At 29.2% G+C, this 25,119-nt stretch carries 21 protein-coding genes and 1 riboswitch; of the genes, 18 read left to right on the top strand and 3 right to left on the bottom strand.

The genetic code is table 11. The features are described from left to right. The first annotated feature begins 26 nt into the window (after window positions 1-26). The 10 genes from galU (at window position 27) to BUA90_RS10600 (ending at window position 15,602) form a co-directional block, all read left to right on the top strand. Window positions 27-959, top strand: a complete 933-nt coding sequence (gene galU, locus BUA90_RS10645; protein WP_072968437.1) for a UTP--glucose-1-phosphate uridylyltransferase GalU — start codon at window positions 27-29, stop codon at window positions 957-959. A gap of 106 nt (window positions 960-1,065) precedes the next feature. Next, window positions 1,066-2,508, top strand: coding sequence for a glycogen synthase GlgA (glgA, locus tag BUA90_RS10640; RefSeq protein WP_072968434.1), 1,443 nt, complete (start codon window positions 1,066-1,068; stop codon window positions 2,506-2,508). Window positions 2,509-2,537: 29 nt separating this feature from the next. Next, entirely contained in the window at window positions 2,538-4,424 is a 1,887-nt protein-coding gene (gene pulA, locus BUA90_RS10635) for a type I pullulanase (RefSeq protein WP_159430025.1), read from the top strand. Between the two features lie 103 nt (window positions 4,425-4,527). After that, window positions 4,528-6,252, top strand: coding sequence for a phospho-sugar mutase (locus BUA90_RS10630; RefSeq protein WP_072968430.1), 1,725 nt, complete (start codon window positions 4,528-4,530; stop codon window positions 6,250-6,252). 303 nt (window positions 6,253-6,555) lie between these two features. Further along, window positions 6,556-8,454, top strand: coding sequence for a 1,4-alpha-glucan branching protein GlgB (glgB, locus tag BUA90_RS10625; RefSeq protein ID WP_072968428.1), 1,899 nt, complete (start codon window positions 6,556-6,558; stop codon window positions 8,452-8,454). Window positions 8,455-8,544: 90 nt separating this feature from the next. Next, a complete protein-coding gene (locus BUA90_RS10620) occupies window positions 8,545-9,669 on the top strand; it encodes a glucose-1-phosphate adenylyltransferase (RefSeq protein ID WP_072968426.1) in 1,125 nt (374 codons plus the stop codon). A gap of 40 nt (window positions 9,670-9,709) precedes the next feature. Then, window positions 9,710-10,828 (top strand): glucose-1-phosphate adenylyltransferase subunit GlgD, encoded by a 1,119-nt coding sequence (glgD, locus tag BUA90_RS10615; RefSeq protein WP_242945084.1) that lies wholly within the window; start codon window positions 9,710-9,712, stop codon window positions 10,826-10,828. A gap of 13 nt (window positions 10,829-10,841) precedes the next feature. Beyond that, a complete protein-coding gene (locus tag BUA90_RS10610) occupies window positions 10,842-13,280 on the top strand; it encodes a glycogen/starch/alpha-glucan phosphorylase (protein WP_072968424.1) in 2,439 nt (812 codons plus the stop codon). A gap of 201 nt (window positions 13,281-13,481) precedes the next feature. Next, window positions 13,482-14,654 (top strand): hypothetical protein, encoded by a 1,173-nt coding sequence (locus tag BUA90_RS10605; protein ID WP_072968422.1) that lies wholly within the window; start codon window positions 13,482-13,484, stop codon window positions 14,652-14,654. Between the two features lie 12 nt (window positions 14,655-14,666). After that, the gene (locus tag BUA90_RS10600) at window positions 14,667-15,602 is read left to right on the top strand and encodes an AEC family transporter (protein ID WP_072968421.1); all 936 of its coding nucleotides are present in this window, start codon (window positions 14,667-14,669) and stop codon (window positions 15,600-15,602) included. A 7-nt stretch (window positions 15,603-15,609) separates the two neighbouring features. Here the strand turns inward: BUA90_RS10600 and yyaC are convergent, their stop codons facing one another. After that, window positions 15,610-16,149: a spore protease YyaC gene (yyaC, locus tag BUA90_RS10595; RefSeq protein ID WP_094756866.1), complete on the bottom strand. Its 540-nt coding sequence runs from the start codon at window positions 16,147-16,149 to the stop codon at window positions 15,610-15,612. Window positions 16,150-16,379: 230 nt separating this feature from the next. Between yyaC and BUA90_RS10590 the strand changes: the two genes are divergently transcribed. Next, complete coding sequence (locus BUA90_RS10590) at window positions 16,380-16,784, top strand: hypothetical protein (RefSeq protein WP_072968419.1); 405 nt, start codon at window positions 16,380-16,382, stop codon at window positions 16,782-16,784. Between the two features lie 69 nt (window positions 16,785-16,853). Here BUA90_RS10590 and BUA90_RS10585 read toward each other — a convergent pair whose 3' ends face one another. Beyond that, window positions 16,854-19,679, bottom strand: coding sequence for a phosphodiester glycosidase family protein (locus BUA90_RS10585; protein ID WP_072968417.1), 2,826 nt, complete (start codon window positions 19,677-19,679; stop codon window positions 16,854-16,856). Continuing rightward, window positions 19,672-20,430 (bottom strand): tRNA 2-thiocytidine biosynthesis TtcA family protein, encoded by a 759-nt coding sequence (locus BUA90_RS10580; protein ID WP_072968415.1) that lies wholly within the window; start codon window positions 20,428-20,430, stop codon window positions 19,672-19,674. The genes BUA90_RS10585 and BUA90_RS10580 overlap by 8 nt, the downstream gene beginning before the upstream one ends. 174 nt (window positions 20,431-20,604) lie before the next feature. On the opposite strand from BUA90_RS10580, the gene BUA90_RS10575 reads away from it, so the two are divergent. From BUA90_RS10575 to BUA90_RS10545, 7 genes are all read left to right on the top strand, one after another. Beyond that, window positions 20,605-21,072 carry a COG2426 family protein gene (locus BUA90_RS10575; protein ID WP_072968413.1) on the top strand — a complete coding sequence of 156 codons (468 nt, stop codon included), beginning with the start codon at window positions 20,605-20,607 and terminating at the stop codon, window positions 21,070-21,072. A gap of 177 nt (window positions 21,073-21,249) precedes the next feature. Next, window positions 21,250-21,352, top strand: a riboswitch (SAM riboswitch). 192 nt (window positions 21,353-21,544) lie between these two features. Continuing rightward, a complete protein-coding gene (metK, locus tag BUA90_RS10570; protein WP_072968411.1) occupies window positions 21,545-22,732 on the top strand; it encodes a methionine adenosyltransferase in 1,188 nt (395 codons plus the stop codon). 530 nt (window positions 22,733-23,262) lie between these two features. Continuing rightward, window positions 23,263-23,487, top strand: a complete 225-nt coding sequence (locus BUA90_RS10565) for a DUF1659 domain-containing protein (RefSeq protein WP_072968409.1) — start codon at window positions 23,263-23,265, stop codon at window positions 23,485-23,487. A 49-nt stretch (window positions 23,488-23,536) separates the two neighbouring features. After that, a complete protein-coding gene (locus BUA90_RS10560; protein WP_072968407.1) occupies window positions 23,537-23,758 on the top strand; it encodes a DUF2922 domain-containing protein in 222 nt (73 codons plus the stop codon). Between the two features lie 20 nt (window positions 23,759-23,778). Continuing rightward, window positions 23,779-23,922: a YvrJ family protein gene (locus tag BUA90_RS10555; RefSeq protein ID WP_072968406.1), complete on the top strand. Its 144-nt coding sequence runs from the start codon at window positions 23,779-23,781 to the stop codon at window positions 23,920-23,922. A 168-nt stretch (window positions 23,923-24,090) separates the two neighbouring features. Continuing rightward, window positions 24,091-24,693, top strand: a complete 603-nt coding sequence (locus tag BUA90_RS10550; RefSeq protein ID WP_072968404.1) for a hypothetical protein — start codon at window positions 24,091-24,093, stop codon at window positions 24,691-24,693. 152 nt (window positions 24,694-24,845) lie between these two features. Further along, window positions 24,846-25,119, top strand: a 274-nt coding sequence (locus tag BUA90_RS10545; protein WP_072968402.1) for a transposase, incomplete at its 3' end; no start/stop codon positions are given.

The following is a 25,119-nucleotide window of genomic DNA, read 5'->3' as shown; positions in this document are numbered from 1 at the left end:
GACAATTTTCAATTAAATAAAGGAGGATGACTATGAAAGTACGCAAAGCGATAATACCGGCAGCAGGTCTTGGTACTAGATTTTTGCCTGCAACAAAAGCACAACCCAAGGAAATGCTTCCTATAGTGGATAAACCAACTATACAGTATATTATAGAAGAAGCTATTAATTCAGGCATTGAAGAGATACTAATTATTACTGGTAGAAATAAAAGAGCCATAGAAGATCATTTTGATAGGTCTGTAGAGCTTGAACTTACATTAGCAGACAGAAGAAAACATAAATTATTAAAGATGGTTAGAGAAATATCTGATATGGTGAATATTCACTATGTTAGACAAAAAGAGCCAAAAGGACTTGGTCATGCTATATACTGTGCAAAGAGTTTTGTGGGAAATGAACCTTTTGCAGTACTGCTAGGTGATGATATAGTATATAATGATTCAAAACCATGCTTAAAACAGATGATAGAAGCATATGATGAATATAAATCAACTATACTAGGAGTACAAGAAGTAGCTAAAGAAGATGTAAGTAAATATGGTATTGTAGATGGAGAATATGTGGAAGGAAGAGTATATAAAGTAAATGATTTAGTAGAAAAACCATCTGTAGAACAAGCACCTTCAAATGTTGCAATACTTGGAAGATATATTATAAGTCCAGATATATTTGAGATACTTGAACATACTCAGCCGGGTGCTGGCGGAGAAATACAGCTTACAGATGCATTAAAAGAATTAGCACAAAAGGAAACAATGTATGCTTATAATTTTGAAGGTAAGAGATATGATGTAGGGAACAAATTAGGATTTTTAGAAGCTACTGTAGAATTTGCTTTAAGAAGAGAAGATTTAAGAGATGAGTTTTTAAAATATCTTTTAAAAATAACTGAAAAAGAAATGAAGAACGTTGCTTTGAGTGAAGCAGCATTAACAGAAGAAAAAAAGTGTCTATAAATATAGCATTATTACCACGGGGATGTTTTTTGAAAATTTAAACAAAAACTCATCAAATCCCGTGGTATTTTAGTACTTTTATTTAATCATCAGGGGGATGATATATATGTTAAAGATTTTATATGTGGCTTCAGAAGCAGTACCGTTTATAAAAACAGGAGGACTTGCTGATGTAGCCTTTGCTCTTCCTAAAGCTCTTAGAAAACTTGGCGTAGATATAAGAGTTATAATTCCAAAATACAAAGACATACCAGAAAAATACAAGCGAGAAATGAAATTTTTAACTAATTTTGAAGTAAACGTAGGATGGAGAAGGCAATACTGTGGTATAGAGTATTTAAAATATGAAGGAATTCCATTTTACTTTATAGACAATGAATATTATTTTAAAAGAGATGGACTCTATGGACATTACGATGATGGTGAACGGTTTGCATATTTATGTAGGGCAGTATTAGAAACTATTGAAAATATAGATTTTATGCCGGATATAATTCACTGTAATGACTGGCATACTGGTATGATACCGGTACTATTAAATGAACATTATAAAAAATACGGAAAACTGACAGGGATAAAAACTATATTTACTATACATAATTTAAAATATCAAGGTATATTTGGACCTGAAATATTAGGAGATTTGTTGAGTTTAGGAATGGAATATTATAATCCGCAGGCACTTGAATTTTATGGTGGAGTAAGCTTTATGAAAGGAGGAATAAAATATTCAAATATAATTACTACAGTAAGTAAAACGTATGCACAAGAAATACAACATCCTTTTTTTGGTGAAAGACTTGACGGACTTTTGCGATGGAGAAAAAATGATTTATATGGAATTGTAAATGGAATAGATTATGATATTTATAATCCAAGCAAGGACAAATATATATTTGAAAAATATGATTATGATTCTATTGAAAAAAAGGAAATAAATAAACTTAAACTTCAAGAAAGTCTTAACTTGCCAAAAAGAAAAGATGTGCCATTAATAAGTATGGTTTCAAGACTTGTAAACATGAAAGGATTAGATTTAGTACTTCATGTTTTAGATGAAATATTAAGTGAAGATGTGCAAATGATAATTTTAGGTACAGGAAAACCAGAATATGAGTGGAAACTAAAGGAATTTGCATATAAATATCCAAACAAATTTTCAGCAAATATTTTTTTCAATGAAGAATTGGCTCACAAAATATATGCAGCTTCAGATATATTTTTAATGCCTTCTCTATTTGAACCTTGCGGACTAGGACAGCTTATAGCTTTAAGGTATGGAGTACTTCCAGTAGTAAGAGAAACAGGAGGATTAAATGACACAGTTAACTCTTTTAATGAATATACTGGTGAAGGCAATGGATTTAGTTTTACGAATTATAATGCTCACGATATGCTTTATACAATAAGGAGAGCACTAAACTTCTACAAGAATAAAAATACATGGAAGAAAATTGTTAAAAGGGCCATGATAGAAGATTACAGTTGGAATAATTCAGCCAAAGAATATAAAAAACTTTATGAAAAATTGACGACATATAAAATGTAAAACAAATATTTGTAGTGGAGGATGTCGGTGTGGTGAAGATAAATGAATTTTTATATGAAGGTGATGATTTAGGGGCAACTTATAATAAGGATTTTACAACATTTAAAGTTTGGGCACCTACTCAGGAAGACGTCAAAGTAATTATATATGAGCACTATGATGATAAATACGGCAAGGTATATCCAATGACTAAAAATGATAATGGAGTTTGGGAATTAGAACTTGTAGGAGATTATAAAAATAAGTATTACAATTATATTGTAAAGAAGGATATTTACGAAGTAGAAACTCCTGACCCTTATACAAAAGGAGCTACTGTAAATGGTCAAAAAGGCATGATTGTAGATTTTAGCTCAATAAATCCAGAGGGATGGGAAAACCATAAAATTCCTCAGCCAATAAAATCTACTGAATCTATTATTTATGAAATGCACATTAGAGATTTTTCAGTTCATAAAAGTTCAGGCATGAAATACAAGGGAAAGTATTTGGCATTTACCGAAATGGGTACAAAAAATGAGGAAGGACTGTCTACTGGAATAGCTCATCTTAAAGAATTGGGAATAACTCATATACATTTTCTGCCTATATTTGATTTTGCTAGTGTAGATGAAAAAGAAGAGAATGAATACAATTGGGGATATGACCCATATCTTTATAATGTACCTGAAGGTTCATATTCTACAAATCCATATGATGGTAGAGTGAGAATTTATGAACTTAAAAAGATGATAATGACGCTTCATGAAAATGATATAAGAGTAATAATGGATGTTGTATATAATCATACTTATGAGGTAGAAACATCTCCATTTAATATACTCGTTCCTAAGTATTACTATAGAACAGATAGTGAAGGTCATTATACAAACGGTTCAGGATGTGGCAATGAAATAGCATCAGAAAAACCTATGGTTAGAAAGTTTATAATCGATTCTTTAAAATTTTGGGCTAAGGAATATAAAATAGACGGATTTAGATTTGACCTCATGGGATTATTTGATGAATATACAGTAAAAGAAATCGAAAGGGAGCTTAGAGAAATAAATCCTAATATACTGCTTTATGGAGAACCTTGGACTGGTGGCATTTCTGGATTAGATGAAAAGTATCAGTTTAGAAAAGGAAAACAGCGTGGAATGAACGTGGCAGTATTTAATGATGATTTTAGAAATGCTATAAAAGGTGATAATGATGGAATGGGACTTGGATTTGTAAATGGAGGAGCAGATTTAGAAAGAGAAATAAAAAAGGGCATTGTAGGAAGTATAGATTATGATTTGGATAAAAAAGGATTTGCAGATGAGCCTAGTGAGACTGTAAATTATGTAAGCTGTCATGATAATTTAATTCTTTTCGATAAAATAGAAAAAACTAACTATTACATGTCATTTGAAGAAAGGGCAAAGATGAATAAACTAGCTTTATCCATAATATTAACTTCTCAAGGTATACCATTTATACAAGGTGGGACAGAGTTTTTAAGGACTAAAAAAGGAAGCAGTAATAGTTACAATGCAGGAGATGAAATAAACGGAATAGATTGGAGCAGAAAAACTACTTATTTAGAAATTTTTAATTACATTAAAGATTTAATTTCTCTTAGAAAAAACTCAAAGGTTATGACACTTGGTAGAGCAGAAGATATAAGGAAATATTTAAAATTTATCAAGTCAGAGCCAAAGTCTGTTGCATATCTTTTAACTTCACCATATGAAGAAGATTATAGACAAATGATTATTATACACAATGCAAATTTAAAAGAAATAGATGTAAAACTGCCTTTACCGGGACAGTGGAAAGTAATAGCAAATGAGTATGAAGTAAATCAAAATGGTGTTGCTAAAGGAATAGAAATATGTACTGATAGCGTGAAAGTTGCTCCTTTATCAACTTATATACTCATAAATATTTGATTATAAATTTTAATAATATAGAAATATATTTACAGAGGGATTTTTTGGTATAATGAAAACTATGAAATACATTTAAAAAGCAGACTTATAGGGGGTAATTTATATGAACTATATGGAAAAATACAATGAATGGATTAGCAGTCCATATTTTGATGAAGAAACGAAAGAAGAACTTTTAAAAATAAAAGATGATGAAAAAGAAATAGAAGACAGGTTCTTTAAAGAATTAGAATTTGGTACAGGAGGACTTAGAGGAGTAATTGGGGCAGGTACAAATAGAATAAATAAATATAATATCAGAAAGGCTACACAGGGACTTGCAAATTACATATTAAAAAATGTAGAAAATGCTAAAAATAGAGGAGTTGTCATAGCATACGATTCAAGACATAAATCACCAGAATTTGCAAAAGAAGCAGCATTAGTATTAAATGCTAATGGAATAAAGGCTTATTTATTTGAATCTCTAAGAACAACTCCAGAACTTTCATTTACAGTAAGAGAACTTGGCTGTGCAGGTGGTATAGTAATTACAGCAAGTCATAACCCACCTGAGTATAATGGATACAAAGTTTATGGAGAAGATGGAGGACAGTTAGTACCTAAATTTGCAAATATGGTCATAGAAGAAATTAGAAATATAAATGATTTTAGTGAAGTAAAGTACATAGACGAAAAAGAAGCTTTAGACAAAGGGCTTTTAAATATTATTGGAGAAGAAATAGATAGAAAATATATAGATAAGGTTAAATCACTAGTAATAAGAAAAGATGTAATAGAAAATATGAAAGACTTTAAAATAGTATATACACCTCTACATGGAACAGGTGCTATGCCAGTTAAAAGAGTATTAAATGAAATAGGTTTTGAAAACGTTATAGTAGAGCCAAAACAGGAAATTCCAGATAGCAATTTTTCTACAGTAAAATATCCAAATCCAGAAGAACATGATGCTTTTAAACTTGCAATTAAGCTTGCTGAAAAAGAAAATGCAGATATTATCATAGGAACAGACCCAGACTGTGATAGAGTAGGAGCAGTAGTAAAAAATAAAAATGGAGAATATGTCGTTTTAACTGGAAATCAAACAGGAGCACTGCTGATTGACTATATTTTATCATCTATGGAAAGTATTCCGAAAAACGGAGTGATAGTAAAAACTATAGTAACTTCTGAACTTGGAGCAGTTATAGCAAAGAGTTATGGAGTAGAGGTTATCAATACACTTACGGGATTTAAATTTATAGGTGAAAAGATTAAAGAGTTTGAACAAAATAAAGACAAAAAGTTTATATTTGGATATGAAGAAAGTTATGGATACTTAGCTGGAACTTTTGTAAGAGATAAAGATGGGGTCATAGCTTCAATGTTAATAGCTGAAATGGCAGCTTATTATAAATCAAAGGGAATGACTTTACTTGACGGACTTAAAAATATTTATGAAAAGTACGGTTATTATAAAGAGGATTTAAAATCAATAACTCTTAAAGGAAAAGAAGGTATAGAAAAAATAGGAAGAATAATGAATGATTTTAGAAATAATCCGCCTTTAAATATTGAAGGCATAAGAGTTAAAATTATAAGGGATTATAAAGAAAGTTTATCTAAAAATATTTTAGACAAAACTGAAAATAAACTTGATTTGCCTAAGTCAAATGTACTTCACTTTACTTTAGAAGATGGCTCTTGGTTTGCTATAAGACCTTCTGGAACAGAACCTAAGATAAAAATATATTTTTCTGTTGTATCAGATAGTGAAAAAAATGCTGAAGATAAACTTAATATAATAAGAAAATTTGTGCTTGACAAAATAAATGAAATAGAGTAGGGGAATTTCCTCTACTTTTTTATTTTTTCAACTTATAATAAAAAAATTGACATTAAAACATGAAAATTGGAATTAAATTTAAAATTTGAACAAATATTAGTGGTTTGAATATTAATGTAAAGGGTAAATAAATATACAAAATATTCATTAAAAATAATAAAATATTTTAAAAAAGTTTAAATTTAAAATGAATATTTAAAATAAATGAATCATAGATTGTTAAATAGTTGATAAACAGAGAAAAGATTTAAAATTTATAAATTTATATAAATTGTGAAAAATGAAGAAAAAAGGGGTAAAAATATGGTAGAGGATAGATTTATAGGATATATATGTCCGAGTTCTTTTGATATATATTTATTTCATCAGGGAAACAGCTTTAGAAGTTATAAATTTTTAGGAGCTCATATAACTGAATATAGGGGAATAAGAGGAGTAAGTTTTACAGTATGGGCTCCAAATGCTAAAGAAGTCAGAGTAGTAGGAGATTTTAACAATTGGAATGGAATAGGATACAGTATGAACAAAGTAGAAGAAAATGGAATATGGAACATATTTATATCTGGAATTGGAGAAGGACATTTATATAAATATGAAATACATACAAATGACGGCAGAGTAATATTAAAATCAGACCCATATGCATTTTATTCGGAAAAGAGACCAAATACAGCTTCAATAGTAACATCTTTGAAAAATTATGTTTGGAATGATGAAATGTGGATGAAAAACAAAGAAGAACTTTATGATAAACCAGTCAATATATATGAAATGCATTTGGGTTCATGGAAAACAAAAGGACATGAAAATTTTTACACATATAGTGAAATAGTAGAAGATGTTATAAGGTATGTAAAAGAAATGGGATATACTCATATAGAATTATTGCCTCTTACAGAATATCCATTTGACGGTTCTTGGGGCTATCAAGCAACGGGATATTTTAGCATAACAAGTAGATATGGGAGACCTGAAGATTTTATGTACTTTGTAGACAGATGCCATCAAGAAGGTATAGGAGTAATATTAGACTGGGTTCCGGGACATTTTTGTAAAGATTCTCATGGTTTATATAGATTTGATGGAACAGCAGTATATGAACATGCAGATTCAATAATAGCAGAAAATAAAGAATGGGGAACGGCGACATTCGATTATGGAAAGCCTGAAGTAGTTAGTTTTTTAATATCAAGTGCAGTATTTTGGTTTGATGTTTATCACATAGACGGATTGAGAGTAGATGCTGTGTCTTACATGCTGTATTTAGACCATGGGAAAAAGGAAAATGATTGGAAGCCAAATCGATATGGCGGAAGAGAAAATTTAGAAGCAATAGAATTTATAAAAAAATTAAATAAGACAATATTTGAATACTATCCGAAAGCACTTATGATAGCTGAAGAATCTACAGCATGGCCACAAGTTACATCACCTGTACATCTTGGCGGATTGGGTTTTAATTTTAAGTGGAATATGGGTTGGATGAACGATATGCTAAGATACATGAAAACAGACCCTATATACAGAAAGTATCATCATGATTTAATAACATTTTCATTTGTATATGCATTTTCAGAAAATTATATACTTCCACTATCACATGATGAAGTAGTTCACGGAAAAAAATCGCTTATAGAAAAGATGCCGGGAGACTATTGGCAAAAGTTTGCAAATTTAAGATTATTTTATTCATACATGATAGCACATCCGGGGAAAAAACTTTTATTCATGGGAGGAGAATTTGGACATTTTATAGAGTGGGATTACAAAAAAGAATTAGACTGGTTTTTATTAAAATATCCTATGCATGAAAAGTTTAAGCACTATGTAAAGAGATTGAATAATTTTTATAAAAATGAAAGGGCTTTGTATGTTCAAGACAGCAGTCATGAGGGTTTTTCATGGATTGACCATCAAAATGATAAAGAAAGCATAATAGCATTTATAAGAAAAGCAGAAAGAGATTTTGTAATAGCAGTATTTAATTTTACTCCTATAATCAGAATTGAATATAAGATAGGCGTTCCATATAAGGGAGAATATGAAGAAGTATTTAATAGTGATTTAGAAGAATTTGGAGGCTCTGGAGTTGAGAATAGAGGAATTATTAGAGCTGATGACAATAGCTGGCATAATCAGCCTTATTCTATAAAAATCAATCTTCCACCTTTAGGAGCAGTATTTCTAAAACTTAGAAGATAAATTATAAAAATTTATTTTAAAGTTGAATTTTATGAGATTGGTATTTGAGTAGAATAGGATTAAAAAGTTAAAAAGGGGGCATTGATTTTTATGATGAAACAGAAAAAAGAGATAATAGCAATGGTTTTAGCAGGGGGACAGGGTTCAAGGCTTAAGAAATTAACTGAAAATGTAGCAAAACCAGCAGTTCATTTTGGAGGAAAGTATAGAATTATTGATTTTACACTTAGTAACTGTTCAAATTCATATATAGATACCGTTGGAGTTCTTACACAATATCAGCCATTTGAACTCAATGCACATATAGGAAATGGAAGTCCTTGGGACCTTGACAGGATGCATGGAGGGGTCAGAATACTTCCACCTTATGTAGGGCGTCATGGCGGAAGATGGTATAAGGGAACGGCAAATGCAATATATGAAAATATGGGTTTTATAGAAATGTACGACCCGGATTATGTATTGATTTTATCTGGCGACCATATTTACAAAATGGATTATTCACTAATGCTTAAATATCATAAAGAAAAAAATGCAGAAGTTACAATTTCAGTTATAGAAGTTCCGTGGGAGGAAACATATAGATTTGGGATAATGAATATTGACAATGATGGCAGGATATATGAATTTGAAGAAAAACCTAAAAATGCAAAGAGTAATTTAGCTTCAATGGGTATATACATTTTCAATTGGGAAATTTTGAAAAAATATTTAATAGAAGATGAAAAAGATAAAAATTCAAGTAATGATTTTGGTAAAAATATAATTCCTAATATGGTAAAAAATGGACTGAGATTATATGCTTATAAATTTAAAGGATATTGGAAAGATGTAGGAACAGTAGAAAGTTTATGGGAAGCAAACATGGATATTTTAAAGGAAGACAGTGAGCTTAATTTGTACGACCGAAGTTGGAGAATATATTCTGTAAATCCAAACAGTCAGCCTCATTATATAAGCAGTAGTGGAAAAGTTATAAGTTCTCTTTTAAATGAAGGATGTGTAGTTCATGGAGAAGTTGTAAATTCTGTATTATTTCCGGGTGTATATGTAGGGGAAAGTGCAAAAGTAATAGATTCGGTAGTAATGCCAAATGTAAAAATAGAGGATTATGCAGTAGTAGAAAAAGCAATAGTTATGGAAGGGGTAGTTGTAAAAGCAGGAGTTAAGATAGGCAGTAGAAATTCAAAAGAGGTGGAAGTGATAAGTAGTTAGGAATTGTGAGTTATTTAAAGGCTAAAAGGGGGACTTAAAAGTGAAAGACTTAATGGGAATTATTAATTTGAGTGAAAATGAAGAAGCTATAAAAGAACTCACGTACAACAGACCTATAGCTACTATACCTATAGCAGGAAGATATAGAGTAATAGATTTTATACTTTCAAATATGGTAAATTCGGGAATATACAATATATGTATTTTTACTCAAGGGAAAAGTCGTTCTTTAATGGATCATTTAGGAATGGGTAAGCCTTGGGATTTAGATAGAAAAATTGATGGATTGTCTGTTTTAAATCCAGTAGTAAATTTAAATAACTTTACTACCTATAGAGGAGATTTGGAAAATTTTAAAAACCACTTAGATTATATTAAATACAGCAGACAGGATTATGTACTTTTAGCGAGGAGTTATATGATTTGCAATATAGATTTTAGAGAAGCTCTAAAATATCACAAAGAAAGTGGAGCTGATATAACTATTATCTATAAAAAAATGATAAATCACAATAGACGATTTTTAGGTTGTAATACTTTAAATCTAGATGAAAGAGAAAGAGTAATAAGTATAGGAAGAAATGCAGGAAATAGAAGGTATTACAACATATCTATGGAAATGTATATAATGAGAAAAGAACTACTTTTAGAAATAATACACGATAGTCTGACGATGGGAGACAGTGAATATTTAAAACAAGCTATATTTCAAAGATTAGATGTTTTAAATGTAAATGCATATTCGTTTGATGGGTATTTAGCTTGTATAAATACAATACAAAATTATTATGAAACGAGCATGGACCTTTTAGATGTAGAAATTTCAAAAGAATTATTTCACAAAAACGGTACTATTTATACAAAAGTAAAAGATGAACCTCCGGTAAAATATTCACAGTGTTCTAAAGTTAAAAACTCATTAGTCGCAAATGGTTCTATAATAAAGGGAACTGTAGAAAATTGTATTATAGGTAGGGGAGTACACATTGAAAAAGGTGCGGTAGTAAAGAACAGTATTATCATGCAAAAATGCGTAATTGAACAGGGAGCATATATTAGAAATGCTATAATAGATAAATATGTTCATATTACGAAAAATAATTTACTTAGTGGAGATAGGAAAAATCCTTTGATGATAAAAAAAGGTTCAATACTTTAGGGGGAGATAAAATATGATGATAACTAAAAATATATTTAAAAATGATTTTATTAAAAAACTAAAGACAGAAAGAGGGACAACTATAGATGAAGCAACAGACCTTGACATATACTATGCTCTTGGGAGCTTAGTAAGAGATTATATAGCTGAAGATTGGGTTAATACAAATAAAAGATATATTAAAAAAGGTGAAAAGCAAGTATACTATTTTTCAATGGAGTTTTTGATGGGAAAACTGCTTGTGAGCAACCTTATAAATCTTGGAATAAAAGATATTTGTGAAGAAGGACTTAAAGATTTTGGTATAGATTTAGAGAAAATTGAAGAAGTAGAAAAAGATCAGGGATTGGGAAATGGAGGACTTGGAAGACTTGCAGCTTGTTTTTTGGATTCTATGGCATCAATAGGTGTTCCGGGACATGGCTGTGGTATAAGATATAACTATGGGTTGTTTGAACAAAAAATAATAGATGGGTATCAAGTAGAATTTCCAGATAAATGGCTTCAATATGAAAATGTTTGGGAAATAAGGAAAGAAAATAAAGCAGTAGAAGTTAAATTTGGAGGAGATGTCAGGGTTGTTGAAGAAAATGGAAGGCTGAAGTTTATACATGAAAATTATGAATCCGTTTTAGCTGTTCCGTATGATACTCCTATTGTAGGATATAAAAATAAACAAATAAATACACTTCGCCTTTGGAGTGCAGAAACTGTTAAAAGAGATTTTAACTACACATGTTTTAGTAAGGGGAATTATTTAAAAGCATTTGAGTATAAAAATTCAGTAGAAGCTATTTCACATGTGTTATACCCAAATGATGCATATGAAGCAGGTAAAACTTTAAGACTTAAACAGGAATATTTTTTAGTTTCTGCTGGTATACAGAGTATAATCAGAACTTTTAAAAAGAGGGGAAAACCTATAGAAGACTTTGATGATTACGTAGCAATTCATATAAATGATACGCATCCTGCACTTGCAATACCAGAACTCATGAGGATATTAATGGATGAAGAAGGACTTGGATGGGATGAAGCATGGAGAATTACTACAAATACTATAGCATATACAAATCATACTATAATGTCAGAAGCACTTGAAAAGTGGAATGTAGATATATTTAAAAAACTTCTTCCACGTATATATATGATAGTACATGAGATAAATGAAAGATTTTGTAGAGAACTCTGGAATACTAGATATTATGGAAATTTTGAAAAGATTGCAGAAATGGCAATAATAGCAGACAATCAGGTGAAAATGGCTCATTTGGCTATAGTTGGAAGTCATAGTGTAAACGGAGTGGCAAAACTTCATACAGAAATACTTAAAAAACAGGAACTTAAGGATTTTTATGAATACTATCCATATAAATTTAATAATAAGACAAATGGGATAAGTCATAGAAGGTGGCTCATCAAAGCAAATCCTGAACTTACAAAATTGATAACTGAAGCAATTGGAGATGGCTGGATTAGAGTACCAACTAAGATGAGGGGATTATTAAAATACAAAGATGACCCATCTTATCAAGAAAAAATTTACACTATCAAACAAAATCACAAAATAAAATTGGCAAAAATGATTAAGGAAAAACAAGGTATAGATGTAGACCCTAATACAATCTTTGACATACATGCAAAGAGAATTCATGAATATAAGAGACAGTTGTTAATAGTTTTATATATAATGTATTTATATAATAGATTAAAAGAAGATAAAAATTTGGATATTTATCCGAGAACATTTATTTTTGCTGGAAAAGCTGCACCTGCATATTATACTGCTAAACAGATTATAAAACTGATAAATACTTTGGCTAAAAAAGTAAATAATGATAAAGATGTCAATGATAAGTTGAAAGTTGTATTTTTAGAAAACTATGGAGTTTCATTAGCAGAAAAACTTATAACGTGTGCAAATGTAAGTGAGCAGGTATCTACTACAACTAAAGAAGCTTCAGGAACTGGAAATATGAAATTTATGATGAATGGAGCAATTACTATAGCAACTCTTGATGGAGCAAATATAGATATTAGGAATGCTGTTGGCGATGAAAATATAGTAATATTTGGTTTAAAGGAAAAAGAAATACTTAAGCTTTACAGAAATGGAACATATAATTCTATGGATATATACAATAATGATATTAGAATAAAAACTATACTAGACCAGATGCAAGGTAAATCTTTATGCAAAAAAGAAGGAGAATTTTCTATAATCGTAGATTCACTTCTAAAGCACAATGATGAATTTTTCGTATTAAAAGATTTTGATGATTATGTAAAAGCTCAAGAAAAAATAGATAAATTGTATAGAAATCAATCAGTATGGCAAGAAAAATCCATAATAAATATAGGCTGTTCTGGTGTATTTTCAAGTGATAGAACTATTTATGAGTATGCTACAGGCATTTGGAAAGTAAATATATATCATAGCTATTATAAATAATACAAAAAAGGGATATGTTTATTTTTTATATACATATCCCTTTTATTTTATGTTAGAATAAAATAATGTTAGAGGAGTTAAAAAATAGTTAAGAGTTAAGAGTTAAAAGTTAAGAGTTAAAAGGACTCTAGAGGGTTGATTTGAAAATATGGAACTTAGAACTAATAACTTTAAATTATAGATATTTAAAGGAGATGCTATATGAAAAGAAAATTTAAAGTCATCAAAGGCGGAGGAAATAAAAAATTTATACCTAATTATAAATTTATTAAAGCTGAGGCAACAAATACTCGATTAATGGGAGTTATAGCACTTAGGATATATTGGGAAACAGAACTTGGTGAAAAATTTGTTCAATTTTTTCACTTAGATTGTGAAGAATATGGTATAGATGGATATGAAAGTCTTTTAAATGCTAGTGCTGAAGATGTAGAAATAATTACAATGAAGATGATGGGCGGACTAGGAGGAAAACTAGTAGAGATAAATGAAAGAGAGGCAATTTATTTAATAAAGAGTATATATGAAATCAATTTAAAAAACAATGAAATGTTGCCGGGAAATACCGTAGAATATGAACATCTTTTAAACTGTGATATAAAATTAAATAAAGAAGAAGAGGAAAATTTGTGGAATAAAATATGTGAAAAAATAAAAGATGAAGTTCAGCTTGTAAATTATTATATTATGCGCTGTATGGGAACTGACACCCCAGCTCAAAAGTTTCTAAGCATGGATTTTGACTTTGAAAAATTTCAGCCGACAACTAGACCATCTACATTAATAAAAAATGTAGTAGATTTTTCTCATGAAGAAGATGGAATAAAGTTTTATATAGCAGAATCAGTTATAGATATGGCAAAGGGGTATCAGCTAATCATTTCTGAAATAGGTATAGTTAAAACTGAAAAAGGATTAAAAGTAGCATTTGCACAGGTAAGGAATAGAATGAGAATATCTCCTGTGGAAGCAGCATTTAAACTTAGAAAGCCTGAGTATATATTGATATATTCTTTAAAAAATTTTATAGATATTATTGAAATATTTGATAAAGACAAAAGAGGAGCTATGCAGAATATTTATGAAGCAGGGTTTTTATATACAGAATTTAATCCACATAATGAACATGTAAAGGATTCTGTATATTATCTAAATGGAGATATTTTTGCAGTATATTTTGTTACAACTGGAAATCAGCTTGCAGTTGGGACATTTGTTAAAGAAAATGTAAGTAAAATAAAGAGATATTTTAAAAGCAAGAAATTTTCAGATTTACTGGAATTTGAAGTAGAATTCAAATTAGATAGTCCACTGCTTTATGAATTTGTTCATAGTGGATTAAATAATTTTTTTGAATTTATAAATCGAAAATAAGGAGGATTTGTAGTGGCTGCACTAGAACAAGTATTTGTACTGTTTTTGTTAATCGTTGTAGGATATGTAATAAAAAAATTGAAAATAATTACTAATGATATGAATAGAGATATAAGTAATTTAGTGCTGTATGTTACATTACCTGCATTTATAATTACTGCAATGAATTTTTCATTTTCTCCAGATGTACTTATAAAAAGCGGTAAGTTAGTTATTATTTCATTTTGCATTTATGCTTTTATTATTAGTTTGTCCTATATGTTTTGTAAAATACTTAATTTAAAAAATAAAACTAGAGATATTTTTCAATATGCTATGGTATTTTCAAATGTAGGATATATGGGTTATCCTGTAACAAAAGCTGTATTTGGGGATTTAGGCGTGTTCTATGCAGCCATATATAATCTTCCATTCAATATATTAGTATGGACATTTGGAATATTTTTGATGACTAGATTGAAGCGTAGAGAAAATAATCATTTTGTAAAGGGTAGTAAAATAAATTTAAAATTATTTATTAATCCGGGATTTGTAGCTGTTTGTATAGGATTTACATTATTTTTATTTTCAATAAAACTGCCTACTCCAATATTTAGTACTTTGAGAATGCTTGGAGGAGTTACAACTCCTCTTTCCATGCTGTTTATAGGGTCAATATTAGCCGATGTAAAATTTTCAGAAATAATTAGCGATATAAAAGTTTATTTATTATGTATGATTAGACTGTTGATACTTCCTTTATTAGTTTTAGTTATATTGAAAATTTTAGGTTTTAATGATTATTTAGTAGCAATACCTACTATAATAACGGCTATGCCTGTAGCTGCAAATGCAGCGATAATGGCTTCAAAATATGAAAATGACTATAAATTGGCATCAAAAGCAATATTTTTATCTACAATGTTTTCAATAATTACAATACCTTTTATAGTAATGCTCATCAGATAGATATTTTTCATTCTTTACTCGCATCTAAAAAGGCTTTTACAATTACTTCTGCCATTTCCATGACTAAATTAAGCCTTATACTATGTATGGGAAAAAAATCTTCATAAGAATATTTGTCGACTATTCCTACAACTGATAAGTCACCTAAAGAGGGTAATATTTTTCCGACACCTTTGCCCGGAAAGATAGGACCCTTTCTTATTTGTATATTACCTATAAATGATTTTTCTCCAAGACATGCATCTACGGCAATTATATGAGGATTTTTATGGTTGAGCTTTATTTTTTTTATTTCATCTTTTAAATTGACAGCATGAATAGGATATTTTAAAGTACCATATACGGGATACTTAAAATTCATTTTTGTAAGTAAATTTCCAACTATAGGACCTAGTGCATCGCCAATACATCTGTCCGTTCCTATGCATATTATAATTGTATTTTCAAAAATTCTTTCTCTTAAATACTGAGAAAGAATTTTAATTGCATTTTCATCTTGAAAGTGGACTTTTATATCTCTGGTTAAATCTGTTTTTTTTCTCTCCAAAAGAAGAAGCACCCCCTTATTTATATTATATGAGGTTTTTTTATTAAAAAGAATAAATAAAATCAAATTAGGCGAAAATAATAAAGACAACGAACAATTAATAATGAATAATGAATAATTAATAATGAATAGGTGATGATGAATAGTGGCTTAAATACTTATTAATTATTCATTATTACTTATTAATTGTCTTTTTGGGGGGTGATATTATAAAAACTAAAATTTATATAGTGATTACTATTTTTATAACTGTTATTACTTCTTTAACAATGTTGTATTTTCATCCAAATAGTGATAAGCTGCTGCCAAATGAAATCATGAGTTTTTTATTTCAAGGAGCTGGAAATTATCATAACGGACAAGTAGAAAAGGCTAGGGATATAATAGATGATAATATATTAGGAAAATTTACAAAATTCTATGGAAACAGAGATTTAAATACGCTTAAAATATATGAAAAAGAAGAAATAAGAACTATTTTAGAAAATATGGGGTACTACAATATAACTAAATTAGTTTCTATGTTAAAAGATGGAAGAAACAATGAAGAAGAAATATATAATTTATTAAATGAAAATTTATTTGAAGAGCAAATAAGTCTTTTAAATCAAATATTGAGAAAGAGAGACAGGTGAAATTTCAGTTTTTCGATTTCAACCTGTCTCTAATATATATCTTAACTAAAGAAAATATTAAATTTTAGCTTATTTTTTCTCATACATATTTTTTATTTCATACGTTACATATCCATCATTTACAGTAAATAGCATGTATTTGATTTCATTACATATGTCCATATCATTGTAGATAGGATATGATTTAAGAGTTACAAATCTTATACCATCTTTAACTTCAACTTTAAATCTTTGACTATCATTACTATTTGTAAGTATCCAAACATCAATATTTTTTTCTTCTTTAAGTTTCTTAAAAGTATTTATAAATAATTTTTCTTCAAGTTTGTCGGCAAAGTTTAAAGGTTTAGGAAGTATAACAAACAGGCTTTTTGAATCTATATTTTTTACTGTATCTAAAAGCCATATCCACTGATTATAGTCAGTTTGTCTAATGCTGCCTTTGCTGTTATCAAGTTTTATAAAAGAAGCATTTTTAAATTTGCTAATTGAGTAACCTTCATAGCCTATTATATATTGTTTTGTTATTTTATCTCTAAGTTTTTTATCAACGTAACCAGCAAATACATTTATATCCATTTCATTAGATATATTAGCAATATCATTTATAATTAGCTCATCTAATGGAGTATCTATTTCTGTTATGTTTCCATGTGCTAAAAATCTAAATGAATTTTCATTTTTGAGCTCAGAATGAATATTTCGCTTATCTAAGAAGATAGTTTCAGATTTAGGAACTTTTTTGTCAAAAGTCGATTTATAAAATGCAGTTAAATCATCTATATAAATATATCCACTATCTAATAGACAAGAATCTGGTTCGACTAAATAAATTCTTTCAAGTTTTAGCGGAGCAACTGCATTTTTAGGTACAGCAGCTTCTACAAATTTCCAATCATTCCAATCGACATTTTTAGAAAAATCTATGGTAAATGAATTTCCATTGCTGTCTGTTAATTTTCCTCTTAACCAGTGTGCATTTCCATAAGTTCCATATACCCATAAACCGAGTTTTTCTGGCTTTTTATCTATATAAAAGTCATTAAAAACTATATATGCAGCTTTAGAGCTTGAAACTTTAGAAAAGTCATAAGTTAATTTTCCAGAAAAGTTTCCATTTTTCTTTTCATCAGAAGATATTTCAAAGTTTCCTGTAACTTCACTAGGATACGATAAAAATTCTCCTTTTTTTGTTTCAAAATCATCTAAAATAACTTTTTTATATCCCACTGCAATTTGTATATATGCATCCAAATCTTTAAGTGAAACTTTAATAATTCCACTGCTAGGTTTGTCTGATGATATAAATGTATTGTCTTGTATTTCTCCAATACCATCAGGAATACTCAATATGAGGTCTTTTAAATCGATTTTTGCTTTATATCCTTCATCATTTACAGCCACTGCACTTAAAGTAGTTTGACTATTAGTATCAATAAAGATTTTAGAAGGAGATATTTGGAGTTTTATAGGATTATCAATTGCATTAATTTTAAAAGTAGCGTTTTTTCCTTTAAAACTTGCCTTAATTATACCTTTTCCTGTAGATTTTGGAATAAATCTGTTTTCAATAAATTCGCCATCTATGCCACTTACACTCCAATTTACATCTTTAGGGTCTATATCTATTGGGTTGTAATTTTCATCATAACCTTTGATTTTAAATTCTCTTGAAGTTCCTACAAATATATTGCTGTCTTCGCAGCTTATTATTATGCCTTTAATTGAAGACTTAGGAGCATTGTTTAATACAGCTAAACCGTTCATAATTCTTCTTTCAAATCCATCTGATAGATTGTTTGCTATCTGGAGATTTTTTTCTCCTAAAGGTTTAACTATCATTTCAGTAGAACCGCCACCGTCAAGATTTATAGCATCATAAGCACCGAGCTTAAGCAGAATATTTGCAAGTTCTGTTTGAGTTGCTCCCGGATAAGAAGAAGTTCTTCCATCGACAGTTAAAAGAATTATTTCATTTTTATCTTTATTGATACCTAATGCTGAACGTGGATGTCTACCTTTTATATCAAGAGTAAATTTATCTAATACTCTTCCGTTTTTTAATATTACAGAACCACCACCTACTGCTAATTTTAATTTTTCTATGTCAGGATTAGTTTCTATATTTAAAGATACTCTATCACCTATTTTAAAATTGTTTAAAACTTTTTCTTTAGCACTATCAGTAGCAACGATGACAAATCCATCATTTGGCAGAGTAATAGGGTCTAAATTATCTCTTATTTCTGATACTTCATCATTTTCTACAATCATTTCCACAATATTTGGGTGTTTAGAATTTCCAAAAGAGGTTTGTCCCCAGTTTTTATCTAATAAAACTACTCTGTTTTCTATGTAAGGTTTGTTTTTAAAATCTATATTTAAAATATAATTATTTGTTTCATTTTTGAGAGTAATATTGCTTAAAGACCAATAGTCTATAAATGGATTATTTTCTTTATCTATATTAAAAGTTGCAAAGCTTGGGTCCATTAAAGATGAAGTTATAAGATTACTATCTTTTACGACAGGACCCATTGTAGCAGTTTTATTAGTATCAAAGAAGTCTGCATTTATAGCTCCTATTATTTTTTCACTATTTTTATTGGAAGCAGCTAATTTTGTCAGAGAATCTTTACTTGATATACCTTTTTCGCTAGTCAAAATGTCGAGTGAAGTATATTTGTCATTGAGGTCAATTCTCAAGACATTTAAGTTTAGCCAGCCCTTATCAGTAAATTTTAAAATCTTTTCATAAGTAACACCTTTAGAGATGTTTTGTGTATTTTTTTCTTCGTATATGTTTATAAATTCAGCATGTGAAAAATTTAAAAACATATTGAAAATGAGTATAAAACTTAGTATTTTTGAAAAACATTTTTTAAAGTTATTCATGGGCATCAGTCCTTTCAGATAGTTGTTTTTTATATTTATTTTTATCCCATATATTCAGTTGTTTTATGTTCATTAGTGCAGTTAAAAGACTGTCATTTGCTCTAGGAATGTCTTTGTAGATTTTTTTTAGTAAATTTTTCATGTATTCTCTTTTAGTATTACCATCTGCTGGACAGGGACTTTTTACCGTAGGGAGATTATGTCTTTTAACAGCTCCTTTTATTTCCCTTTCTTCTACATAAATCATAGGTCTTATCATAGTAAGGTCTCTGCGACTAAGGTAAGTAACAGGACTAAATGTGCTTATTCTTCCTTCATAAAACATGCTGAGAAGTAGTGTTTCTATTGCATCGTCTTTATGATGACCTAAAGCAAGTTTATCTATGGAGTTTAGCTGACAAGTTTCATGAAGTATAGCTCTTTTGAATCTAGCACACAGTGAACAAGGATTTTTTTCTTTTCTTTCTTCAAAAACTATTTTTCCAATTTCGGTTGGTCGAATTATATGTTCAACTTCTATTTTTTCACAAAATTCTTTAATGGGAGTTAAATCGAAATTATCAAAGCCAAGTGTAAGGCTTATAGCTTTTAATTTATATTTAACAGGAGAAAAGTTTTGAAAAAGTTTTAAAGCATATAATAATACTATACTGTCTTTTCCACCTGAAACACCGACACCTATTGTATCTCCATTTTGTATCATATTAAAATCTTCTACTGCTTTTCTTATACAACCTAAAATTTTTCTCAATATTTATCCCTCCTACATTCATTATAATTTATTACATATAGTATAGATAATTAAATATCTATTACAATTAGGTTACAGAAAAACTATATTTTTAATAACATTGACACTATTAATTTAGAAATCTATACTTAAAGTAGTGGTTATATTATAAATTCTTTTAGACTTGGTGATAATATGGACATTTTAGAAGCTTTTTCAAGAGAAATAAAAGTATTTTTTTTGTCTATGCTGCCGGTAATTGAACTTAGGGGAGCTATACCATATGCTGTTTCTATGGGAATGATACCAATTCATGCAGCTTTAGTATGTTTAACTGGAAGTATGATTCCCGTTCCGTTTATATTATTTTTTTTGAGACCTTTTTTTTCTAAGATGAGAAGGCATAAATTAATAAGAAAATTTGAAGACTGGTTAATAAATAGGACTATCAAGAGAGCAAAAAATGTGAAAAAGTATGAGGCTTTAGGACTTATGCTTTTTGTTGCAGTTCCACTGCCTTCAACAGGTGTATGGACTGGAGCTATGGCAGCAGCATTTTTAAATATGAGGATAAAACATGCATTTTTTGCAATATTTGTTGGAAATACTATAGCTGCATTTATAATAACTTTTTTAAGTCATATTGCCGCAGTAAACATGTGATACGGTTAAGAGTTAAAAGTTAAAAGACCTTAGAGAATCTTTTTCCTGTTACCTGTAATCTTGCTGAGAGCTGGGAACTGAGAACTAATATTAAGATTTGCAATTTTTTATAAATAAGATATTGACGAAAGAAAAAAGATGTGGTACTATCGTTTAAGTAAAATTTAATATTATAAAGCCTTATCAAGAGAGACGGAGGGACTAGGCCCTATGAAGTCCGGCAACCGGTACTATGTACACGGTGCTAATTCCTACAGAATATCATTCTGAAAGATGAGGATATTGTAAAACATGAACCTCTTCAATCGGAAGAGGTTTTTATTATATGATTGATAGTTTATGCAGTGATAAAAATTAATAGGAGAAAATATTGGGTATAATATTAAAAATAGAAGTTTTTAAATTATTTAACTGTGTAAACTAATTTAAATTCATGTAAAAATTATTAAAAGATACAAAGGAGGAAAAGAAATTGAAAAGATTTTTTACTTCAGAATCAGTTACAGAGGGGCATCCAGATAAAATTTGCGACCAAGTATCAGATGCTATACTAGATGCTATCTTAAAAGAAGACCCAGAAGCTCGTGTAGCGTGTGAGACAACAGTAACAACGGGGTTAGTATTAGTAGCTGGAGAAATTTCTACAAAATGCTATGTAGATATTCCTAAAATAGTTAGACGAACTATTGAAGAAATAGGATATACTAGAGCAAAATATGGATTTGACTGCGATACTTGTGCAGTTTTAACTGCTATTGATGAACAGTCTCCAGATATTGCTATGGGAGTTGATGAGGCACTTGAGCATAAGAAAGGTGAAATAGAAGATAAATTAGAAGCTATAGGTGCTGGTGACCAAGGTTTAATGTTTGGATATGCTTGTAATGAGACTCCAGAATTAATGCCTCTACCAATTTCATTAGCTCATAAACTAGCTAAGAGACTTTCAGAAGTGAGAAAAAACGGAACACTTAGTTATCTTCGTCCAGACGGTAAAACTCAAGTTACTGTAGAATATGATGGAGATAAGCCTGTTAGAATAGATACAGTAGTTGTTTCTACTCAACATAGTCCAGAAGTTAGCCATGAACAAATTGAAAGAGATATAATAGAACATGTAATACACAAGATTATTCCAAGTAATCTATTAGATAAAGAAACTAAGTATTTTATTAATCCAACTGGTAGATTTGTTATAGGTGGACCGCAAGGTGATGCTGGTTTAACTGGAAGAAAGATAATAGTTGACACATATGGTGGATATGCAAGACATGGTGGAGGAGCATTTTCAGGTAAAGACCCAACAAAAGTTGACCGTTCAGCTGCTTATGCTGCAAGATATGTAGCTAAAAATATAGTTGCTGCAGGACTTGCAGATAAGTGTGAAATAGAACTTGCTTATGCTATAGGTGTAGCAAAACCTGTTTCAATACTTGTAGAAACTTTCGGAACAGCAAAGGTTCCAGAAGAAAAGATAGTAGAGCTTGTTAAAAAGCATTTTGATTTAAGACCAGCTGCAATCATAAGAGATTTAGATTTAAGAAGACCTATTTATAGAAATGTAGCTGCTTACGGACATTTTGGAAGAATAGATTTAGACCTTCCATGGGAAAGAACTGATAAAGCAGAAATACTTAAAAAAGAAGCTTTTGAAGAATAATTTACACAAGATGAGCCTTTTAGAATTTTTATTCGAAAGGCTCTTTTTTTATTAGTTAGAATTAAAAATTAAAAATTAAGAATTAAAAATTAAGGATTAAAAAACTCTAAAGAATTTTTTCTTATTACCTGTAACTTTGATGATAACTTAGCTAGTAGCAAGTAGTTAGTGAAAAAAATATTTTACTACTAACTATTTCCCAGTTAATAGCTTATACTTTTTTAAAGAAATTTTAAAGGACTTAAAAAAATTCAAAGACTAACTTTAAAGATGCTGAGAGCTGACAGCTGAGAACCGAGAGCTAAGAGCTAATCTATAACTATTTTAGGGAATATTGTATTAAATATAAGTATTTGGTGAAGTAGTTTTATTAAAGTGCTATTTTAAAATAGAAAAAATCATTTAAGTTTATATATATTGTAAGGTCAACTATGCATTAGTTGGCTTTTTATTTTTTAATAGTATTACTTTAAAATATAATTAGACCATGGTACTAAGAGAACTAGTTCTCACACATAGGAGGTGAGAAGATGGCAGTACAGATAAATAAAATGGATTCTAAAATTAAATTAAAGTATAAAGTTGGTGTTGATGAAGATGGTAATGATATTTTCAGAACAAAAACTTATTCTAGGATAAAAAATAGTGTAGCAGATGATGATATATTTGCAGTAGTAAGTGCAATATCAAATCTTCAAAAATATCCTTTGGCAAAACTTATAAGAGTAGAAGAAAAAGAAATAACAGGTGAATAGATTTTTAAATTAAAATTATGACTTTGAATTATAGGAGGGGGTAGCTGTCATGACTAGTAAACTTGAAATGATTTTTTTAAATCAGTCCGATAAAAAAAGTAAAATAGTAGTTGACAGTCCAAAATCTGATATAACAGAACATGAAATAAAAACTGTTATGCAGATGATTATAGATAAAAATATTTTCAATACTACTGGAGGAGATTTGGTGGCAATAAACTCTGCTAGAATAATAGAGACAGATGTTACAAATATAATTGTTGAAGAATAAAATAAAAAGGAGATAGGGGGATGGAAACGCTTTATGCTCAAATTGCTAATCTGGGATTTCCTATAGCTGTTTCTATATATCTTTTAGTAAGAATAGAAAACAAACTTGAGAATTTGACGATTAGTATTAATGAGTTAGCAAAGGCAATAGGAAATGTAAAATAAGTTTTATATTAGAGTAGTGAAAGCTAAGCTTTTGCTACTCTAAATATTTTTTGTAAAAAAGCAGTTTTGAGAAAACTTATGTCGATATTGGACATTTTAGGATTAGGTGCATATTTGTATATAGCAGGGGAAAGGTGATAAAAATTTCAAAACTAATGGGGTGTTATTGTGAAATTTATAGAAGAAATTTCAAAAAAAGGTGTAAGCTGTTTACTTCCAATTTACAAAGATGAATTTGGGAATATTACTGAAATAATCGATAAGAGTGGAGAAACTTATACAGCATATAAGACGTTGAAAACTGTTTTAAAATTAATTTGTAAATATTATGGAGTAGATATTAAATCTGTAAGGCAAAAATATAGTAAAATAATAAATAGAAAGAATATAATACCTCTGCCTTTGAGTCAAGATTTAATATTAATTCCATTTAAGATGAGAAAACCGATATTTCTTAAAGATGGTTCTTATGGATATATAAATATTTTTTCGATTGAAAATATTTACAGCAAAAAAGGAAATACGATTATAAAACTTTATAACGAAAAAGAGATAACATGTATAAGTAAATTAAAAACAGCTAGAGAACATTATAATAATGGTAAAGCAATTTTAAATGATATATCTTTTAAATCTCAATATAATCCTGTACTTGACATTAATTATCTGTATGAAGAATTAAATAGTCCGGCTACAAAAGGAGATATTGCAGTATTAAAAAAGGAGATTAAAGAAATAAAAGAAACATTAAAACAAGCAGAAATAAAGTAGCTAAATGAAAGAAGAATATTTTTGTTTATGATATAATCGAAGAGAGTTAAGAGTTGAAAGTTAAGAATTAAGAGTTAAGAACTTTTTAGCCCCCTAATAGATTTGGACAAAATTAACCATAGAAATATAATAAATTTAGGGGGTGGATTTAAGTGCCAAAAAAACAACTCACTGAAGAATTTAGAGTTAAAGTAGTTAAAGAAGCCTTAGAAACTGGTGAACAAGGTATAGTAGCAAGACGTCATGATATTCATCCGGTTACCTTATCAAGATGGATAAATAACTATAAAAAATATGGAAAAACAACAGTTTCTAAACAAACTTCCAAAACTACTAATAAAGATGTTGAGTCTCAGATACTAGAAAAAGAAAATGAACAACTAAAGAAACTTTTAGGTGAAAAAGAACTTGAAATACAAATTCTTC

This window comes from Caminicella sporogenes DSM 14501, from assembly GCF_900142285.1.
Lineage (GTDB): Bacteria > Bacillota > Clostridia > Peptostreptococcales > Caminicellaceae > Caminicella > Caminicella sporogenes.
The sequence above is the reverse complement of the archived record's forward strand: the minus strand, read 5'-3'. Positions and strand labels throughout refer to the sequence as shown.